Below are 18943 nucleotides of genomic sequence, written 5' to 3'. Positions count from 1 at the left end.
AGTTAGTTCTTTCAAAAATCACATATCCTAATAATAATTACTTGTTAAAAGCGTTATTGTTGCTGTAACCGAAGACCATCAAATATAGCAATCATGCTCAAGAACTTTTTTATCTTACTACTGCTAGCCCTTGTGATTTCGCAGTTTTTGAGACCCGATAAAAATGAATCGAGTTATGATAATATTACGGTTTTTGAAGAACAGGCAGCAGTCACTCCAGAAGTTCAAACGATTTTAGAAAGTCAATGCTATGATTGCCATAGTAATGTGACACGTTATCCGTGGTATATGGAGGTAAGCCCAGTTTCGCATTGGATGGCGTATCAAATTGAAGAGGGAAAAGAACATTTCAATGTTTCTGAATGGGAATCCTATACTGAGAATCAAAAAGATCATAAACTGGAAGAGTTTATCGAAGAGATTGAGAAAAAGGAAATGCCGTTAAAGCCATATACCTGGATTCATGGTGAATTGTCGAATACTGACGCCGAACGGTTAATCAGTTGGGCCAAACAACGTAGAGAAAAGCCAATAATCCCAGAAGAAGATACTACAAATGTTAAGGAAATAGATTCATTACAAGTAGAAACATCCAACACCCTAACCACTAAATAAACAGATACAACAATTTGCTTATTTTGAAAGCGCCTGTCATTCTTAGCCTGCATGTTTGCAGGCTTCGAGTGACATTATTTTTTTATAATAATAACATTTTAATATTAGTTTAATAGTTGATCAACGATCTTAGGTACTCCTGTAGAGGCTTTTTCTGCAATTACCGTCAGTTTCTCTGATGGTGATACCGCTGGATTAGGATCGATAAAATACACAGGAGTTTGATAGGGAGCGTATTGCAATAAACCGGCAGCAGGATAAACCTGCATCGAGGTCCCGATAATTAGCAATACATCCGCTCTTTCGGTAATAGTGATAGCCTTATCCATCATCGGTACATCTTCTCCAAACCACACGATATGAGGACGTAATTGCGATTGATGTTCACACAGATCACCGAGGTTTAGATCTTCTTTCCAGTCCAGAACCAGGTTTTCATCAAACTGACTTCTTACTTTTAGTAATTCCCCATGCAAATGGATGACTTGTGAACTTCCGGCTTGCTCATGCAGATTGTCTACATTTTGAGTAATGATGGTAACATCATGAGTTTCTTCCAGAGTAACCAGAGCTTTATGGCCCGCATTGGGCGCTACAGTAAGTAGTTGCTGCCGTCTTTTGTTGTAAAAGTCGAGTACCAATTCGGGATTATTGCGCCAACCGATAGGGGAAGCGACTTCCATAATATCGTGTCCTTCCCAAAGACCATTGGCATCTCTAAAGGTGCTGATGCCGCTTTCGGCACTAATCCCTGCACCTGTAAGTACGACTATTTTTTTCTTCATATATAATTAGGTATCTGTATAGTAGGATAAAGCTATTTAAAATGTTTTACAAACACCGGAAAACCAAGATCATTTTTTTAGACAATTTAATGAGCTATTTAGGTACTTAAAATTGTAAAAAACGAGCTGCATTTGGTATCAGAAAAACGATGGGAAGGGTAATACTTGTGTTAAAAAACTATAAAATCATACTCTTTATCTATGATTTTTAGTGTCTCAACCCTTATTTTTGCATCTTTTTTGAAAATAACATACTTAAACCCAGTTTTTTCCGTTTGAATACCGGTTATTTTTCATCGATAAAAAGCTAATATAACCCGACAAAATACAATTTGTAACTAATTGATTTCAAATGGTTTCCGTATTAATATTACGGTAAAACCGTATCATAAAAAAATCGAAAAATCCTATCTTGTAAGTAGAATAATGCAGTGCTTATTTACCAACGCCAATTTACTAATCTCATACCCTATGAAATATCCCTATGTAATCATTGATAATGATCAAAACGTCGTGGACACAATCCAGATCGCCCTAGAAGAAAAACCGGATTATATTTGCACCGGAATTGCAAAAAATGAACAGGAAGCATTGGATCTAATTTTGGAAAGAAGACCTCGTTTAGTCTTCTTAGAACCAGAGGTTCCTGGCGATAATTGCGAGAAGACAAAATATGCTTTAACCACAGAATTGTCTAAGTACATATCTAATATGCCTGAGTTTATTGTGGTTACCAAAACGTCTGACTATGCCATAGAGGGAATACGCAATCGTATATTGGACTATATCTTAAAACCATTAAGCAAAAGCCAGATTACCAAAACCTTGATGCGTTTCGAAAAAGATTTCGACCATCACACAGATACCACTTTATGTTTCAAATCGTATGGGGATTATCGATTTGTAGACGTAGAAGAGGTGTTGTATTTGAAGGCGGATAACAATACGACTGACTTTATTATGAGTAATGGGAACAAGGTAGAAGCATTTAAAACATTGAAACATTTTCAGGAATTGCTGCCTGATCATTTTGTAAGAATTCACAACAGTTATATCATTAATACACGTTATGTTTCTCGTATCCATTTTGGGAAAGCAAAATGTGCGATAAAGAATACAAATGATATGATACCGTTTTCAAAATCCTACAAAAATACGGTAGAAGAGATCAAAGATAATTTGGCAAAGAATAGCTTGGTACAAGTTTGATATTAACATAGCTTTATTATAACATTAACCGATAGATAACTACATCTATCGGTTTTTTTTGTTAAAACCGCTTTTACTAAAACCTTTTAACAATTGTACGAAAATACGTATATATTTTCTCATTTTTTAAAATCTGGCCATTCACCCGTATAATCGGTCCATCCACTTCTAACTTCTGTTCATCCACTAAACGTACATATTTATTCTGGGCGCGCGCGGGATTTTGCCCTACATTTGTAGTGTACAATCAAGGTTATCAAGTAGTTACAATTTAATTACTATTAATCATAAACTATTTTTCACGTGCACAGTGAGCCCCAGAATAAAAATGATTTTTTTTAAAATCACCCCCCGAAAGCCTAAACAACTTTCGTTTTAAAATACAAGTATTAAACTATAAAAAGACAACAACTATGAAAACTATAAAGACTTTATTCGCAATATTATTTTTAAGTACATTTTTTATCGCATGTGAGGCTGATTCAGTAAATGATGAGGTAGGATTAGAATCAGATCAAGAAGTTTTCTTGGTAGAAGATGATAGCCAAGAGGTATCTCCAGGACAATAGATTTCCTAACTATATAATTTCAACACTTATAACAACAACCTTATAACTCAAAATATTATGAAAACTATAAAAACAATAATCGCAGTACTATTTTTAACAGGAATGTTTATGGCTTGTGAAACAGATTCAGTTGATGAGCAAATAGGTATAGAGGTTAATGATAATGATCTTTTTTCTACTGAGGATGATGCCAGAAATGTAAAACCTGGAGAATAAAAATGACTTTGCTTAAAAAAGCGGGCACTTATATACTATTACAAAAAAAGAAGTTCTAAAATATACTAGAACTTCTTTTTTTGTAATAGTATATTCTGTATTTTAGGATTTAAATTAATAGTATAATGCGAAGGTTCTGGTTTAAATATTTTTTTGGAATTAGTGTCTTATTTTTATTTGTAGGCTGTAATGATGGTGATGAGGTTATAGAAAAGAAAGTTATAAAATCTAATTTGATCGAATCTTATATTGAAGAGGCTAAGAACAGAGAAAACACTGTAAAGCAAAGAAAAGATAATTTAGAAAAAGCTTATAACATTTATAGCACTTTAGCGGATGATAGTTATAAAGTAGCAAAAATACATCAAATTTCTTTCGGGTATTATGGACTGAGCGATTATGATAGATACAGAGAAATGAATGAGAAAGCTTTAAGACTGGCAAAGAGTTTGAACGATTCTTTAAATATGGCTAAATCATACGCTTATCTTGGGATATTTTATAGATCTACAAAAATTGATATAGCCTACAAGAATTTTTATGAAGCTGAAAAAATTTATTCATCCCTTAATAGTGAAAATCTTGATAGAAAAAAAATAGCATATGAGAGAGGGAAAGTTTTAATTGATTTAGCTCAACTTTTACAACGAACCAAAAATTATAGTGAGAGCGAGAAAATTACAATCAATGCAATAGAGAATTTTAAATTAGCAGAAGATGATAAGTTCTTATCAATTTGTTATACCAATTTAGGGACATTAGCTAAGTACATGGAACGATATGATGAAGCGGTTGAGTATCAATTAAAAGCTATTGAGTTTGATATTGGTACTGAAAGAGAAACATTGCAGAGAACCATATCATATAACAATGTTGGAACCGCTTATAAATCTAAAAAAGAGTATGAAAAAGCTAAGGAATACTATAATAAGGCCTTGTCCTACAAAGAGTTTTTAAGAAAAAACCCTAAGCGCTATGCGCGTTTATTGGATAACTTGGGATATGTTAACTTTTTGTCAAAAGATACAGCTGATATTCCAGAGCTTTTTTATGAAGCTTTAAAGATTCGAGATAGTATTAAGGATACCAGAGGCTCTATTGCTAATCATCTGCATCTTGCTGAGTACTATAGATCTGTTGGTAATGATAGCTTAGCCATTTTAAATGGATGGAAATCTAAAAATATTGCATTGGAGTTAAAGGAAAATGAAGAACTTTTGAAGTCCTACGAGTTTTTGTCTGAAGTTTCAAAAGATAATAAAGAAGCATTGAAATATGCTTTAGCACATATTAAATTAAATGATAGTATTCAAAATCAAGAAAGATTAAGTAGGGATAAATTTGCTAGAATACGATTCGAAACAGATCAAATAGAAGAAAAAAACCTAAAAATTAGTAAAGAAAACGAAATCCTAATCATCGCTATCCTGGGATTAACTGCCTTATTCTTATTGGGGTATATCATTTTTAGGCAGCAGCAAAGTAATAAAGAGTTATTGTTCGCCCAAACCCAGCAAGAAGCCAATCAGGAGATCTATCGATTACTGCTCAACCAACAGATCAAGCTAGAAGAGGGTCGACAACTGGAGCAACAACGGATGTCTGAAGAGTTACACGATGGGGTATTGGGTCGATTGTTTGGGGTACGTCTTAGTCTGGATGGGATCAACCAGCGTGCCAACGATGGCTTTACCGAGGCCAGAAACAAGTATATTGAGGAGCTTAAATCTATAGAAAAGGAAATCCGTTTGATTTCTCACGATTTGGGTACAGAATCTTTGCCATCTGATGTGGCTTATATCGATGCGGTAGAGAGTTTGATTAGCGATCTCTGTGATGTGAACAAAATTAATTTCGAATTTAATAATGACGAAAATATCGATTGGGAGCATATCGATGATCAGAAAAAGGTCAACTTATTCAGGATTTTACAGGAATCTTTGCAGAATATTTTTAAACACGCACAAGCAGAAAGTATAAAAATTAATTTCGATTATATAGAAGATAAAATAAATCTTACTATCTTGGATGATGGAATAGGATTCAAGAGTACCAAGGTCAAAAAAGGAATTGGTCTAAAGAATATCACCTCAAGGGTCAGTCAAATGAGTGGAGTAGTTCAGTTTTTAAGCAATACCAATGCAGGAACAACAGTGTCAGTCAGTGTTCCGGTTTAAAAATGTCGAACAACAATTCTTTATGAACCGTTATACTATTTAATTGCTTTTGTAGTTAAATTAGGATAACCTTCGTTTTGAAGACTAATAAACATAAATTTTTGAAATGAAAAAAAAGCTAAAAGTTCTTATGATTGATGATCACCCTATGATCATTGAAGGGTATAAGAATACCTTGTTAGGAGAAAATCAAAAAGAGTATCAAATCAAGATTGATATCGCATCCAATTGCGATGATGCCTACGATAGGATCGTCAAGTCTGCAGAAGGTACCGCTTATGATATGCTTTTTGTAGATATTAAGTTACCCCCCTCAGAAGATGGACGAATTACTTCTGGAGAAGATCTAGCTAAGCATGCCAAGGAGTTATTACCAAAAGCCAAGATTATCATATTAACGATGCATCGTGAGGATCATAGGATACATAATATCTTAAAGAATATTAATCCTGCGGGATTCTTAATTAAGAGTGATCTTACTTCTAGCGAGTTACTATTAGCCTTTAATAATATTGTAAAAGGAAAAGCGTATTACAGTGCTACAGTGAATGATCATTTCAGAAAAATGATGACCAACAAGTTCTCTTTGGATGAAAAGAACTTAAAAATACTGTATCACTTATCACGAGGGGTAAAAACCAAGAACTTACCTAATTATGTAAGCTTATCCTTAAGCGCTATCGAGAAAAGAAAGAATCAAATCAAAGAGATGTTTTCTATCGCCAAGGCCGATGATCAAAAGTTGTTGGAAGAAGCAAGAAAAAGAGGATTCATATAAAAAATCCTATCTCCCAATATATAAAAAAAGGCTATCATTTCATTGATAGCCTTTTTTATTTGCTAGCAGGTGTTGTTTTTCAATTATCGTACTTAGGGACACTCGGTATAGGTATGAGGATCATCGATACTCATTTGGATGAATATCGACTTAATTTTATAGCTTATTTCGTACTTGTGTATGTAAGAAAAAACTGGATTTATTGGGTTCGCTACGTTAAAACCGTATTTTAAGTAGAACTTTTTTTGCGAATTTCGTAATTATCTATACTTTTACTTCCGTAATTAAAACCTAAAACACACATTTTATCAAACTCAATTAAACGCTTATAGAAAAAAATACGCTTGCAACTACAACTTGATTTTCTCCCCCACTCATTACAAATAGTGCATACCCAGTTTATGTCGTTGTAGTCCTTTCTATGTTTCTTGTAAGTTTCCGATAAAGTTTTTTAGGTAATGAAAAATGAGTGCAATGTATTGCTCCCCAAAGATATATTGTATATGTAGCAGATTTTTCCAGTTATTTCTGGAATGATTATGTTTTAAAATGAGTAAGTATTAAATATCATACAAAGTAGGGACTGGATAGTACAACAGTATTGTTGTTATTCTTGGTCATTACACAAAAGGATAAGAGACTGCTTTGCTAAGTTCAAAGATTTTTGGAGTAATAATGCAGTTTTATTGAATAGGGAAACAATAATTAAATAGAGCACATTGTCAAAAGGGATTTAAATTTATGGGGAAAATTTACATGACTAAAAATCGACTAGTATTGGTAGTCGCAATACTTTGGGGGGTTACAATGAGTTATGGTCAGGCAACAGATACCGATGGGGATACGGTATTGGATACTACAGACCGAGATGATGATAACGATGGGATTTTGGATACGGCCGAGTGTCCAGCTCAATACGCCACTTACGACAGTTCGGTAATCTCTGGGATGACCGGACCTGTAGAAACCATTACAGGTATAGATTTACCATCGTTAAATACTTCGGCAACTTTAACTATTACTGAAGATGGAGGGGATCTTATTGACCTTGCCATTGGATCTCCACCAATTGGAGTGTTTAATGGGGCAGAGCATACACCCATGCCCAATACTACGGTAGAAAGTATATCCATTCGGGCTGATAATCAAAATACAGTTGGGAATAACGTAGATTTTGTATTGACCTTTGATCGGCCGATTTTCGAAATCATATTTCAATTTCGAAGTGTAGAACGATCCAATTACCAATTTACTGGGACTCAACATACCGAAGAATTGGTGTCTTCAAATGGATTAATGACTTATGTGGCGGGAACAAGAACACTAGATAACACCAATAACCCAGTACCCCCAGAATTTGGAGGTAGTGGAAGTCTTAGAATTACTGCTACAAGCCCTACTGGAATGACACAAATCGAATGGTCTTTTGTGGATAACCCTATCAATCCAAATACAGCAGATATCAGTTTAATAACCTTTTCTGCAGAATGTGATTTTGATGGAGATAACATTGTAAATCGTTTGGACCTGGATAGTGATAATGATGGAATATACGATGTGGTAGAAGCAGGTGGGGTAGATGTCGATAATAATGGAACACATGATGATAATGATGATAATGCAAATAACACTGCTACCAACGGAGTACCTTCTGACGCTAATTTTGGTACGGGGATTAACAATCCAATAGATACGCTAGCCAATGGTAGTGATGACTTTGTAAACTTAGACAGTGATAATGATGGCTGTAGCGATGCCAATGAAGCTTATGATAGTGCTACAGCAGATGGAGGAGATACGGGAGTATTTGGGATGGACCCTATAAGCCCAACTACTATAGTAAATGCCAATGGAGTGGTAACTGCGGCGCTACCGTATGCAGCTCCTGCTGATAGTGATACGAATACGACCTTAGATTTTAGAGAAGATGGTCCGGATAGTGATAGTGATGGAATAGTGGATGCTTGTGATCTGTTTTTGAATGATGTAGATGGCGACGGCGTAGGAGATAGTGTTGATAGAGATGATGATAACGATGGGATTCTGGATGTAACCGAAAATAGCTTGGGAGTTGATCCATCCGCAGATGCTGATGCAGATACAATTCCTAACTATGAAGATTTTGATGATAATGGGACAGTAACTCCACCGGTTTGTTTAGATGCTGATTTAAATGGTATTTGTGACACTTTAGATCCTGCGTTTGATAATGACGGAGATGGAGTGCCTAATCATTTTGATTTAGACTCAGATAATGATGGAATTCCGGATAATGTAGAAGCACAAAGTACAGGAAGCTATATTGCACCAGCGGCAACTACTCCAGCCGAGTTTGTGACCAATAATGGAGTCAATAATGCGTATTTGGCAGGGCCTGGATTAACTCCTGTAAACTCGGATAATCCCTCAGATACCACACCTGATTATTGGGATACTGATAGTGATAATGATACCGTTCTGGATATTGTTGAAAATGGAGATACAGATAATAGTATTGTTGTCTTTGCCGATGCAGACGGTGACGGGATTGATGATCTTTTTGACACCGTAGATAATAGTGTCGTTTGGGATGTAAATGATGCTGTAACAGCAGGAACGGTAGCGGATTTGCAAACCGTATACGGAGATTTTGATAATGATGCGGCACCAACGCCCGTAGTATTAACAAGTGATCTTTCTTTTAGAGATAATTGTCAGATTAACGCAGGAGTAATTGCAGCAGACCAGACCATTTGCGAAGGAGATGATCCTGTAGCTTTTACTGAAACTACAGCAGCGAGCATTGATTTTGGAGCAATAAGTTACCAATGGCAGAGTAGTACTACAAATGCTACCACTGGTTTTATGAATATTGTGGGAGCAAATAGTAACACATTCGATAGTCCTGCTTTAACTCAAGACACCTGGTTCAAACGAATAGATACGAATACATTAAATGGTGTTTCTTGTGCTGTAGAAACCAATGTAATAGCAGTTACTGTGAATGATATCACAGCTGGTGTTATTGCAGCCGATCAAACACTTTGTGAAGGAGATGATCCAGTAGCATTTATGGAAACTACTGGGACAGTAGCTGATGGGAGTATTACTTATCAATGGCAAAGCAGTACCGTAGGTGTGACAGGGCCATTTACCAATATTGCTGGAGCAATCAATCCATTGTATGATAGCCCGGTGTTGACTCAAGATACCTGGTTCCGAAGGGTGGATACTTCGCTTCTAAATACAGTAAGTTGTACGGCTATTACCAATGTAATTGCTGTTACGGTAAATAATTTTACAATAGGGACGATCGCAGGAGATCAAACCCTTTGCGAAGGAGATGATCCAGTTACTTTTACCGAAACTGCAGCTACCGTAGCAGATGGAACCTTGACCTTTCAGTGGCAGAGCAGTACAACCAATGCTACTACTGGTTTTACAGACATTGCAGGAGCGACAAGCAATACTTACGATAGTCCTGCATTGACGCAAGACACTTGGTTTAGACGAGTGGATACTAATACCCTAAATGGAGTGCCTTGTGTGGGAGAGACTAACGTAATTGCGATTACTATTAATAATATCACAGCCGGCACTATTGCTGCTGATCAAACCTTTTGCGTAGGTGGAGATCCGGTTGCATTTACGGAGACTAGTGGTGCTGTAGCAGATGGGAGTATTACGTATCAATGGCAAAGCAGTACAGCAGGACCAACCGGACCTTTTACAGATATTGCTGGAGCTACGGGAGTTACTTATGACAGCCCGGCTTTGACTGAAGATACCTGGTTTCAAAGAGTAGATACATCCACACTTAACACCGTAGCATGTAGTGTAGAAACCAATGTCATAGAAGTTCAAATTAATACCATCGTTGCAGGTGTAATAGCAGCGGATCAAAGTGTTATTGCTGGAGGTGATCCTGCGGCATTTACCGAGACAACCCCTACGATTGCAGATGGTGTATTAACTCATCAATGGCAAGTAAGTACCATTAGTGCTACTGGTCCTTTTACAGATATCCCTGGTGCAACAAGTGCAATATACGACAGTCCTGTATTAACAGCAGATTCATGGTTTAGAAGGATAGATACCAGTACACTTAATGGGGTAGTTTGTACAGAAATCACAAACGTACTTCGTATCATTATTGATAGTGATGGGGATGACGTGCCTGATGCGGTAGATATGGATGACGACAATGACGGAATTACGGATATTGAAGAGCAAAATGGAGATCCCACTTTGGATACTGATAATGATGGTTTGGTAGACCGAGTGGATATTGATGCTGATGGGGATGGTGTAAATGATGTAGCTGAAGCTGGTCATGGACAAATTGATATGGATGGAGACGGAAGATTAGAAGGACCTTTTGGAAACGATGGTGTTCCAGATGTGGTGCAGGATGATCCGGATTCGGGATTGGTAAACTATACACTTCAGGATACAGATAATGATACCACTGATGATTTCCAGGATATCGATGATGATGGAGATAACGTGGCAACTATTGATGAGAATCCTAATCCAGATGGAGATGGTAATCCAGATACCGGAGAAACTCAGGATACAGATTTGGATGGTATTTACGATTATTTGGATATCGATGATGATGGGGATGGAATCTATACTGTTTTTGAAGATTACGATAATGATAATAATCCGCTAAATGAAGATACAGACGGAGATGGCGTTCCCGATTTTATAGATGTAGATGATGATGGAGATGGGGTATTTACACAGTTTGAAGGAGTAAATGCAGATGGTGATGGAAATCCGAATACAGGAGAGCTCATGGATACCGATTGTGAGATCGATAACAATTGTGATAATACTCCTGATTATTTGGATAATGATGACGATGGAGATGGTTTGTTAACCCAGGATGAAGATCCAGATCTGAATGGAGATGGAGACCCTGAAGATGCTGTAGATACTGATGGAAATGGTACTCCGGATTATTTACAACCAAATGATAATACGGTTCCTGAAGGTGAAGATGGCATCACGGTATTTACAGGAGTGTCGCCCAATGGAGACGGACTTAATGACGTATTTATTATCCAAGGGATTCAAGGTTTGCAAAACAGAGTAGAAATCTTTAATCGTTGGGGAGGAAAAGTGTTTGAATCGGATAACTATGGTAGAAATGATAATTTCTTTAGAGGTATGGCTTCTTCAGGAATAACGGTGAAAGAAAATGATCAGTTACCAGTAGGAACCTATTTTTATGTGTTAGAATATGTTCTAGAAACTGGAGAACAAAAAAGCAGAGCAGGATATTTATATATTAATAGATAATCAATAAAATCACAGCCCTATAATCGAAAAATAGAATATGTGTATGAAAAAAATACTAACTTTAGCTGTACTCTTTTTGACAATTTTTATTGAACAAGTTCAAGGGCAGCAGGATGCACAGTATACGCAGTATATGTACAATACGATTAGTGTAAATCCGGCTTATGCAGGTAGTCGAGGCGTTTTGAGTATTATGGGTCTTCACCGCAGCCAGTGGGTTGGTTTGGATGGAGCTCCCCGTACTCAAACCTTAACCTTGAATACTCCTATTGGAGATTCAGAACGTTTGGGATTGGGACTCTCTATTGTCAATGATGAGATCGGTCCTACCGATGAGACTTTTATAGGAGTTGATTTTTCATATACGATTCCAACTTCTGAGTATGGAAAGCTGAGTTTTGGATTGAAAGGAGGTGCTCATTTGTTGAATGTTGATTTTCAGGAATTGACTCAGTTCAATCAAAATGATGCCTTGTTTGAGAACAATATTGATAATAAATTTAGTCCTCAGGTAGGAATTGGAGTGTATTATCACACCGATAAGTTTTATTTGGGACTTAGTGCTCCTAATTTGTTAGAGACAGATCATTTTGATGAGAGTACCACGAGTAGTTCAAGTGAGGCGGTTAGTTTTTTGGCCGAGGAACGAATCAATTACTATTTGATAGCAGGTCATGTTTTTAATATTACAGATGACCTCAAGTTTAAACCAGCATTATTGAGTAAATTGGTTTTTGGAGCACCGTTACAGGTTGATGTTTCCGCAAACTTTTTGTTATATGAGCGATTAACTTTGGGAGTTGCTTATCGATGGAGTGCAGCGGTAACAGGTCAAGTTGCTTTCCAGATTTCGGATTCGATGATGATTGGTTTTGCCTATGATAGAGAGACCACAGAGTTGGGGCAATCGCAGTTTAATGATGGGAGTTATGAGGTGATGTTACGCTTTGAGTTATTTAAGAAATACAATAGAATGCTGACTCCAAGATTCTTTTAATAGTAGAGATATTTAACCTAACCATTGATATGAAGAGAGATTTACTTTCAGTTGTTTTAGTTTCCTTAGTTATGCTATCGGTTTCTTTTGGTCAAGAGAAGAAACTAGCCAAGGCCCAGGGTCAATATGATCGATATGAGTATATCGATGCCCAAGAGACCTATCTAAAGATCATAAAGAAAGGCTATAAGGATGCCGATTTGTTAAAGAAGTTGGCCAATAGTTATTATTTCAACAGTGAATATGCAGAGGCACAGAAATGGTATAAGGAGCTAATTGATGATTACAGTAGTGAGGCAGAGGCGGAGTATTATTTTCGATATGCTCAGACCTTAAAGGCTGCCGAGCAATATGATCAGGCCGATGTGTATATGAAGAAGTTTACCGAACTGGCTAATGATGATAATCGGGTTAAACTATTTGGGGATCAACCTAATTACTTAGAAAGGATCGATTTTCAATCGGGTAGATTCGAGATAGAGAACTCTTCTATCAATTCTTCGTTTACGGATTTTGGTACTGCCTTTTATGATCGTTTTGTAGTTTTTGCTTCCTCCAGAGATACCTTAATATTTAAAAAGACAGTACATCAATGGAATAATGAGGCCTTTTTGGATTTGTTTCAGGCCGAATATGATCCTACCAATGGAGAGTTATCCGAGATCAAGAAGTTTAACGGTACAATCAACTCAGAGTTTCATGAGTCTACCCCGATCTTTACCAAAGATGGGAGTACAGTATATTTTACCAGAAACAACTACGTAAAACGTAAGTACGGTAAGGACAAGAAAGGAACCAATAAGTTAAAGATCTACCGATCGTATAAGAATAGTCAGGGAGGATGGACTACTCCACAGAGTTTATCCTTTAATAGTGATGAATACTCTACAGCCCACCCGGCTTTGAGTATAGATGAGCAGACCTTGTATTTTTCATCCGATATGCCAGGAGGTAAAGGATTGTCTGATATCTATAGTGTAGCTATTAATGGAGATGGTAGTTTTGGAGAGCCGAAGAACTTAGGAGATACTATCAATACCGAAGGAAAGGAGACCTTTCCATTTATCAGTAAGAATAATGATCTTTATTTTGCATCAAATGGACATTTAGGTTTAGGAGGGTTAGATGTTTTTGTAACTCGTTTAAACCCACAGACTGAAGAAGAAGCTTTGGTGGTTAATATCGGTAAGCCGGTCAATAGCCCCAAGGATGATTTTGCTTTTATCGTAGATGATGAATCCAAGCGAGGTTATTTTTCTTCCAACCGATCAGGAGGGATAGGTAGTGATGATATCTACAGCTTTTTACAGTTAGAAGACCTGCGTAAGTTTTGTAAGATTGTTATAGCAGGATTAGTCACAGACAAAGATACCAACGAGCCACTTACAGGAGTAAAGGTATCGGTTTACGATAGTGCCAACAACTTGATCGAAAGTATAGAAGTAGGAGAAGACGGGAAGTACACTACCGACGAGTTGGAATGCAGCACCAAATACTTTGTAAGAGCCGAGAAAGAGGAATACACCACTACAGAAAAGTTGGTTACTACCCCAGACACCAAACAGACCCTTGATGTTCCTTTAGCAATGGAGAAGAAGATCAAATCAGCAGGAGTTGGGGATGATCTGGCTAAAGTATTATCCTTAAAACCGATCTATTTTGATTTTGACCAATCATACATTAGAGAAGATGCTAAGATAGAATTAGCCAAAGTGATAGAGGTGATGGCTCAATATCCACAAATGAAGATAGAGGTACGCTCACATACGGATAGTCATGGTAATGATGATTACAACTTGTACTTATCCGAGAAGAGAGCTAAATCTACAGTTGATTATATGATCAGCAAAGGTATTTCTTCAGATCGTTTGAGTGGCAAAGGATATGGAGAAACCGAACCGGTTAACGATTGCGGTAATGATAGCAACTGTACCAAAGATCAATATCAACTCAACAGAAGAAGTGAGTTTATTATTTTGAAATAAAAACGATAACCCCAAAAGAGTTACAAAAGGCACCTTATTCATTAAGGTGCTTTTTTGTTTTAAGTTAATTGTACTATATTGAAAGAATAACGTTCATAATAGTAGAGCATTTTTTGCTAATAAGTTCATTTTGAGGTTGGAAAGTGATTCAGCGTTAAAAACCTGCTAATTAGTAAAACGAATACTACTATGATTTTGTAATTTTGACACAACAAAAAAATTAATGAAAGAAGAAGAAAAAGTCATTTTGGTCAACGAAAATGATGAGCAAATTGGATTGATGCCTAAGCTAGAGGCGCATGAAAAAGCATTACTTCATAGAGCCTTTTCGGTATTTGTTCTAAACAGCAAAAACGAATTGATGCTTCAGCAAAGAGCTCATCATAAATACCACTCTCCAGGATTATGGACCAATACATGTTGTAGTCATCAAAGAGAAGGAGAAACAAATATAGACGCAGGCACCCGAAGATTACAAGAGGAAATGGGGTTTGTCACTCCACTACGTGACTCTGTATCTTTTATCTATAAAGCTCCCTTTGATAATGGATTGACAGAGCATGAGTACGATCACGTACTTATAGGCGAATACGAAAAGGATCCTGTTATTAACCCAGAAGAAGTTGCAGATTGGAAATGGATGCCAGTAGAGGATGTCAAAAATGACATTATGATGCGCCCTGAAACTTATACAGAGTGGTTTAAGATTATATTTGATAAATTTTATTCGCATATTACATTATGAGAATTAAAGCATGCAGAAAAGCTCATTTTAATGCAGCACATAGGCTATATCGTAAGGATTGGAGCGCTGAAAAAAACCAGGTGGTATTTGGAAAGTGTAATAATCCAAGATACCATGGTCATAACTATGAGCTAGTGGTTGGAGTTATTGGAGAAATTGATCCGGAAACGGGATATCTCATCGATCTTAAAATTTTAAAGGATTATATTAAATCTGAGGTTGAGGATTATATGGATCATAAAAACTTGAATGAAGAGGTGGAAGAATTTGCTTCGTTAAACCCTACAGTAGAGAATATTGCAGTTGTTATTTGGAATCGACTACGCAAAAAAATAGATGAGAAGTTTGATTTGGAAATAACATTATATGAAACTCCTCGTAATTTTGTGATTTATACAGGACAATAACATGGCGTTACAAATAGGAGATAAAATACCGGCGTTTACAGCAAAAGACGATTCAGGAGAGCTAGTAAACAGTGCTGATTTGATTGGAGAAAAACCTGTAGTGTTCTTTTTTTATCCCAAAAATTTCACGCCAGGTTGCACCAAAGAAGCTTGTGCTTTTAGGGATAGTTACGAAGATTTTAGAAGTATGGGAGCCGAGGTAATCGGAATAAGTTCAGATAGTGTTTCTTCTCATACCAAATTCAAAAACAAATACCGTCTACCATTCACTTTTTTATCAGATACCAATGGAAAACTAAGAAAGTTATTTGGAGTCAAGTCCGAATTACTCGGGTTGTTACCAGGTAGAGAGACTTTCGTGATCGATAAAGACGGTGTGGTACGTTTAAAATTTAATAGTATGAATGCCTCAAAACACTTGGGGAAAGCAATGGATAAAGTAAAAGAATTGACTACGGTTTGATCGAAAATCGTAATTTTACATCATAAAACAGATATAATTATGGCAAATAAGAGAGATCTCAAAAAAGATATCAATTACGTATTAGGAGATATTATTGAGGAAGTATACGCTTGGGAATTAGAAAACCCGGGAAAGGATAATAAGGCAGGAGAAGCTATTATTGATGAAGCAATTGCTTCTTTTGACGGTTTTATAGAGAGAATGAATGATAAAAAAGTAGAGAATGCTTCAAAGCATTTTAAAGCGATTCGAGAAGACTTAGAAAAAACAGCAAAAGGATTATTGGATAAAGTAAATTCATTATAATTTTTTTGAAAAAGTATTTGCAAATATCATTAGAGCAATTATATTTGCAACCGCTTTTGCCGATATAGCTCAGCTGGCTAGAGCAGCTGATTTGTAATCAGCAGGTCGTGGGTTCGAGTCCCTCTATCGGCTCAATAAAAAAAAGCTCTAAACATTGTTTAGAGCTTTTTCTTTTAGTATTATTTTTTACTGATTTAGCGAATCTATTGTCTTTTCAGCTTCTTCTTGCTGTTTCTTTCGCTTTTCTACATAGGCTATAAGTTGTTTACCGTACAAAGATTTTTTTACCCTTGGGCTAAGAGATTTTGCTACTGTATCCAGATACTTGATATTAGCGTCATAGATCTCGCTAAGGGTAACATATGGAGCTACTTCTAATTTTTTGTTGTAAACCGCAAAATTAATGGTATACAGATACTTTTGACGTAAAAGCTTTTTGTAGGCCACATCGTTTTCCATCAATTTCTCATCATCTTTTTGTTTGGTAGCCTCAAAATCTTCCTTCATTAGCCGAAGGTTACGTTGATTAAAACGTTCCAACATTTTCTTGTACTCTTGGTATTTTTCCTGGTTTTTTCCACCAGTTATTTTTACATCGGTTTCAAAGTCTTGTAGTGTAGTTTTGATTACTATTTCTCCTGGTTCTGCAAAGAAGTCAATGCGATCGTTGTACTGAGTACCATCGTCTTTATCCAGATATAAATAATGTATTTCCGGTTCTTCTACATTAGACTGCATTACAAATTCTGAGTTTCCTTCAATAACTACCGAATCCACATTCACCAATAAAGTGTCTTTAATCTTTTGCAGATATAATGTCCCTTTTTTTAACCCATCAATGTTTCCGGAAATAACAACATTTCCCTCTTTTTTAGGAGAGCTGCAATAGGTTAATAATAGTACTGTAATTAATAAAAAAGGAATTCTTTTCATGCGTTCGAAATATTCAATTAAAATGGGTTACAAAGATGCAGATTTTATTTGAAATAAATAGGGCATATTCCCTTTTCAGTCTTCAAACCTCTATCTTCTTAAAAGTAGTTTTAAGTGCTTTATAGGTTTATCCTTTGGATGCAATTTCCATTAATATCGTACATAAAATAGCACCATAAGTACCAACCACATATCCAAAAACCGCTAATAGTACCCCAACAGTAGTTAACGAAGGGTGAAAAGCGGCCGCAACTACAGGAGCAGAAGCAGCACCACCAACATTAGCCTGGCTACCTACAGCCAAAAAGAAATAAGGAGCTTTGATTATTTTGGCAACAAAAATCAATAATAGGGCATGAATAGACATCCAGACCAAACCAATGGCGATTAATCCTGGATTTTCAAAAATCATCCCCAGATCCATTTTCATTCCGATAGTAGCAACCAGTATATAAATAAAAATACTTCCTAATTTACTTGCACCAGCACCTTCATATTTTTTGGCTTTGGTATAGGATAAGGTAATTCCTATAATGGTTGCAATGGTTACCATCCAGAAAAACTTGGAAGTAAAAGAAGATAATGCAGAACTTTTATCGTTAAAAATTTCAAAGTTATTAGATAACATTTTTGACATTCCTGCGGCACCCCAATGGGATAATCCAACTGCGGTAAAAGCAATTGCTAACATGACAATGTAATCTGTAAGCGATGGATTTCTAGTGATGCTATCGGCATAAGTGGATACTTTTTCCTTTAGCGATTCTATGGCTGTGTTATCCGCTTTTAACCAGCGATCTATTTTGTCGCTTTTACCAATTCCGATTAATAATAGAGCCATCCAAACATTGGCAACTACAATGTCTACCAAAACCATCCCACCATATTTGTCGGGGTTATATTGATAGATTTCTAACATAGCTGCCTGATTTGCTCCTCCACCAATCCAGCTCCCTGCGAGAGTAGATAATCCTCTCCATACGGCATCAAACCCAGCACCTCCAACAGTTTCTGGGGATACCAGAGAAATTAATAAGATAGCAACAGGTCCACCGATAACAATTCCTAGAGTACCTGTCAAAAACATGATAAGCGCTTTAGGCCCGAGATTAAAAATTCCTTTTAAGTCGATACTTAAGGTCATTAACACCAATGAGGCTGGTAAAAGATACCTACTTGCGATAAAATATACATTTGAAGATTTTTCTACCAATTCACCATCTGCATCCAGCTCGCTCCAGTGGGGAGAAATAAGCCCAACTGAGTTAAAAATGGCAGGTAATAAATAGCAAAGTAAAACTCCTGGTACTATTTTGTAGAAAGATTTCCAGAAACCTTTGTCGATGGATGAAGTATAAAACACCAAACCTAAACAAAGCATCAAAATTCCGAAAACTATAGTGTCATCAGTAAAAAAAGGAGAATTTTCCATTTGAGAAGTGTAATTTTTGATAATAGCCCACAAAATACAC

16 protein-coding genes and 1 tRNA gene are annotated in these 18943 nt (G+C 36.4%); 14 read left to right on the top strand and 3 right to left on the bottom strand.

All coding sequences use genetic code 11. The features are described 5' to 3' along the window. Positions 1-93 precede the first annotated feature (93 nt). A complete protein-coding gene (locus BUE24_RS07210) occupies positions 94-615 on the top strand; it encodes a heme-binding domain-containing protein (protein WP_073315292.1) in 522 nt (173 codons plus the stop codon). 104 nt (positions 616-719) lie between these two features. On the opposite strand, the gene BUE24_RS07205 is transcribed toward BUE24_RS07210, so the two are convergent. Then, entirely contained in the window at positions 720-1400 is a 681-nt protein-coding gene (locus tag BUE24_RS07205; RefSeq protein WP_073315291.1) for an SIR2 family NAD-dependent protein deacylase, read from the bottom strand. Between the two features lie 471 nt (positions 1401-1871). On the opposite strand from BUE24_RS07205, the gene BUE24_RS07200 reads away from it, so the two are divergent. The 13 genes from BUE24_RS07200 to BUE24_RS07150 all read left to right on the top strand — a co-directional run bounded on the left by BUE24_RS07200 (position 1872) and on the right by BUE24_RS07150 (position 16670). Next, on the top strand, positions 1872-2609 hold the full coding sequence (locus BUE24_RS07200; protein ID WP_073315374.1) for a LytR/AlgR family response regulator transcription factor: 738 nt from the start codon (positions 1872-1874) through the stop codon (positions 2607-2609). A gap of 413 nt (positions 2610-3022) precedes the next feature. After that, positions 3023-3178: a hypothetical protein gene (locus tag BUE24_RS23915; protein WP_170864569.1), complete on the top strand. Its 156-nt coding sequence runs from the start codon at positions 3023-3025 to the stop codon at positions 3176-3178. 57 nt (positions 3179-3235) lie between these two features. Further along, complete coding sequence (locus BUE24_RS23910; protein ID WP_170864568.1) at positions 3236-3394, top strand: hypothetical protein; 159 nt, start codon at positions 3236-3238, stop codon at positions 3392-3394. 125 nt (positions 3395-3519) lie between these two features. Then, positions 3520-5571, top strand: coding sequence for a tetratricopeptide repeat-containing sensor histidine kinase (locus tag BUE24_RS07195; RefSeq protein ID WP_073315290.1), 2052 nt, complete (start codon positions 3520-3522; stop codon positions 5569-5571). A 106-nt stretch (positions 5572-5677) separates the two neighbouring features. Further along, a complete protein-coding gene (locus BUE24_RS07190; protein WP_073315289.1) occupies positions 5678-6349 on the top strand; it encodes a response regulator in 672 nt (223 codons plus the stop codon). A 741-nt stretch (positions 6350-7090) separates the two neighbouring features. Then, positions 7091-11635, top strand: a complete 4545-nt coding sequence (locus BUE24_RS07185) for a T9SS type B sorting domain-containing protein (protein ID WP_073315288.1) — start codon at positions 7091-7093, stop codon at positions 11633-11635. A gap of 43 nt (positions 11636-11678) precedes the next feature. Further along, entirely contained in the window at positions 11679-12632 is a 954-nt protein-coding gene (locus BUE24_RS07180; RefSeq protein ID WP_073315287.1) for a PorP/SprF family type IX secretion system membrane protein, read from the top strand. Positions 12633-12661: 29 nt separating this feature from the next. After that, a complete protein-coding gene (locus BUE24_RS24370) occupies positions 12662-14617 on the top strand; it encodes an OmpA family protein (protein ID WP_073315286.1) in 1956 nt (651 codons plus the stop codon). A 223-nt stretch (positions 14618-14840) separates the two neighbouring features. Then, complete coding sequence (gene idi, locus BUE24_RS07170; RefSeq protein ID WP_073315285.1) at positions 14841-15362, top strand: isopentenyl-diphosphate Delta-isomerase; 522 nt, start codon at positions 14841-14843, stop codon at positions 15360-15362. Continuing rightward, the gene (locus BUE24_RS07165; RefSeq protein ID WP_073315284.1) at positions 15359-15769 is read left to right on the top strand and encodes a 6-pyruvoyl trahydropterin synthase family protein; all 411 of its coding nucleotides are present in this window, start codon (positions 15359-15361) and stop codon (positions 15767-15769) included. The genes idi and BUE24_RS07165 overlap by 4 nt, the downstream gene beginning before the upstream one ends. Before the next feature lies 1 nt (position 15770). Further along, positions 15771-16232: a peroxiredoxin gene (locus tag BUE24_RS07160; RefSeq protein WP_073315283.1), complete on the top strand. Its 462-nt coding sequence runs from the start codon at positions 15771-15773 to the stop codon at positions 16230-16232. Positions 16233-16271: 39 nt separating this feature from the next. Beyond that, complete coding sequence (locus tag BUE24_RS07155) at positions 16272-16538, top strand: hypothetical protein (protein ID WP_073315282.1); 267 nt, start codon at positions 16272-16274, stop codon at positions 16536-16538. A gap of 58 nt (positions 16539-16596) precedes the next feature. Beyond that, a tRNA-Thr gene (locus BUE24_RS07150) sits at positions 16597-16670 on the top strand. Positions 16671-16724: 54 nt separating this feature from the next. Here BUE24_RS07150 and BUE24_RS07145 read toward each other — a convergent pair. Then, a complete protein-coding gene (locus BUE24_RS07145; protein ID WP_073315281.1) occupies positions 16725-17471 on the bottom strand; it encodes a DUF4369 domain-containing protein in 747 nt (248 codons plus the stop codon). A 127-nt stretch (positions 17472-17598) separates the two neighbouring features. Next, positions 17599-18903 carry a DUF819 family protein gene (locus tag BUE24_RS07140; RefSeq protein ID WP_073315280.1) on the bottom strand — a complete coding sequence of 435 codons (1305 nt, stop codon included), beginning with the start codon at positions 18901-18903 and terminating at the stop codon, positions 17599-17601. Positions 18904-18943: the final 40 nt, after the last annotated feature.

It is taken from the genome of Aquimarina spongiae (assembly GCF_900141785.1).
In the GTDB taxonomy this organism is placed as follows: domain Bacteria; phylum Bacteroidota; class Bacteroidia; order Flavobacteriales; family Flavobacteriaceae; genus Aquimarina; species Aquimarina spongiae.
The sequence above is the reverse complement of the archived record's forward strand: the minus strand, read 5'-3'. Positions and strand labels throughout refer to the sequence as shown.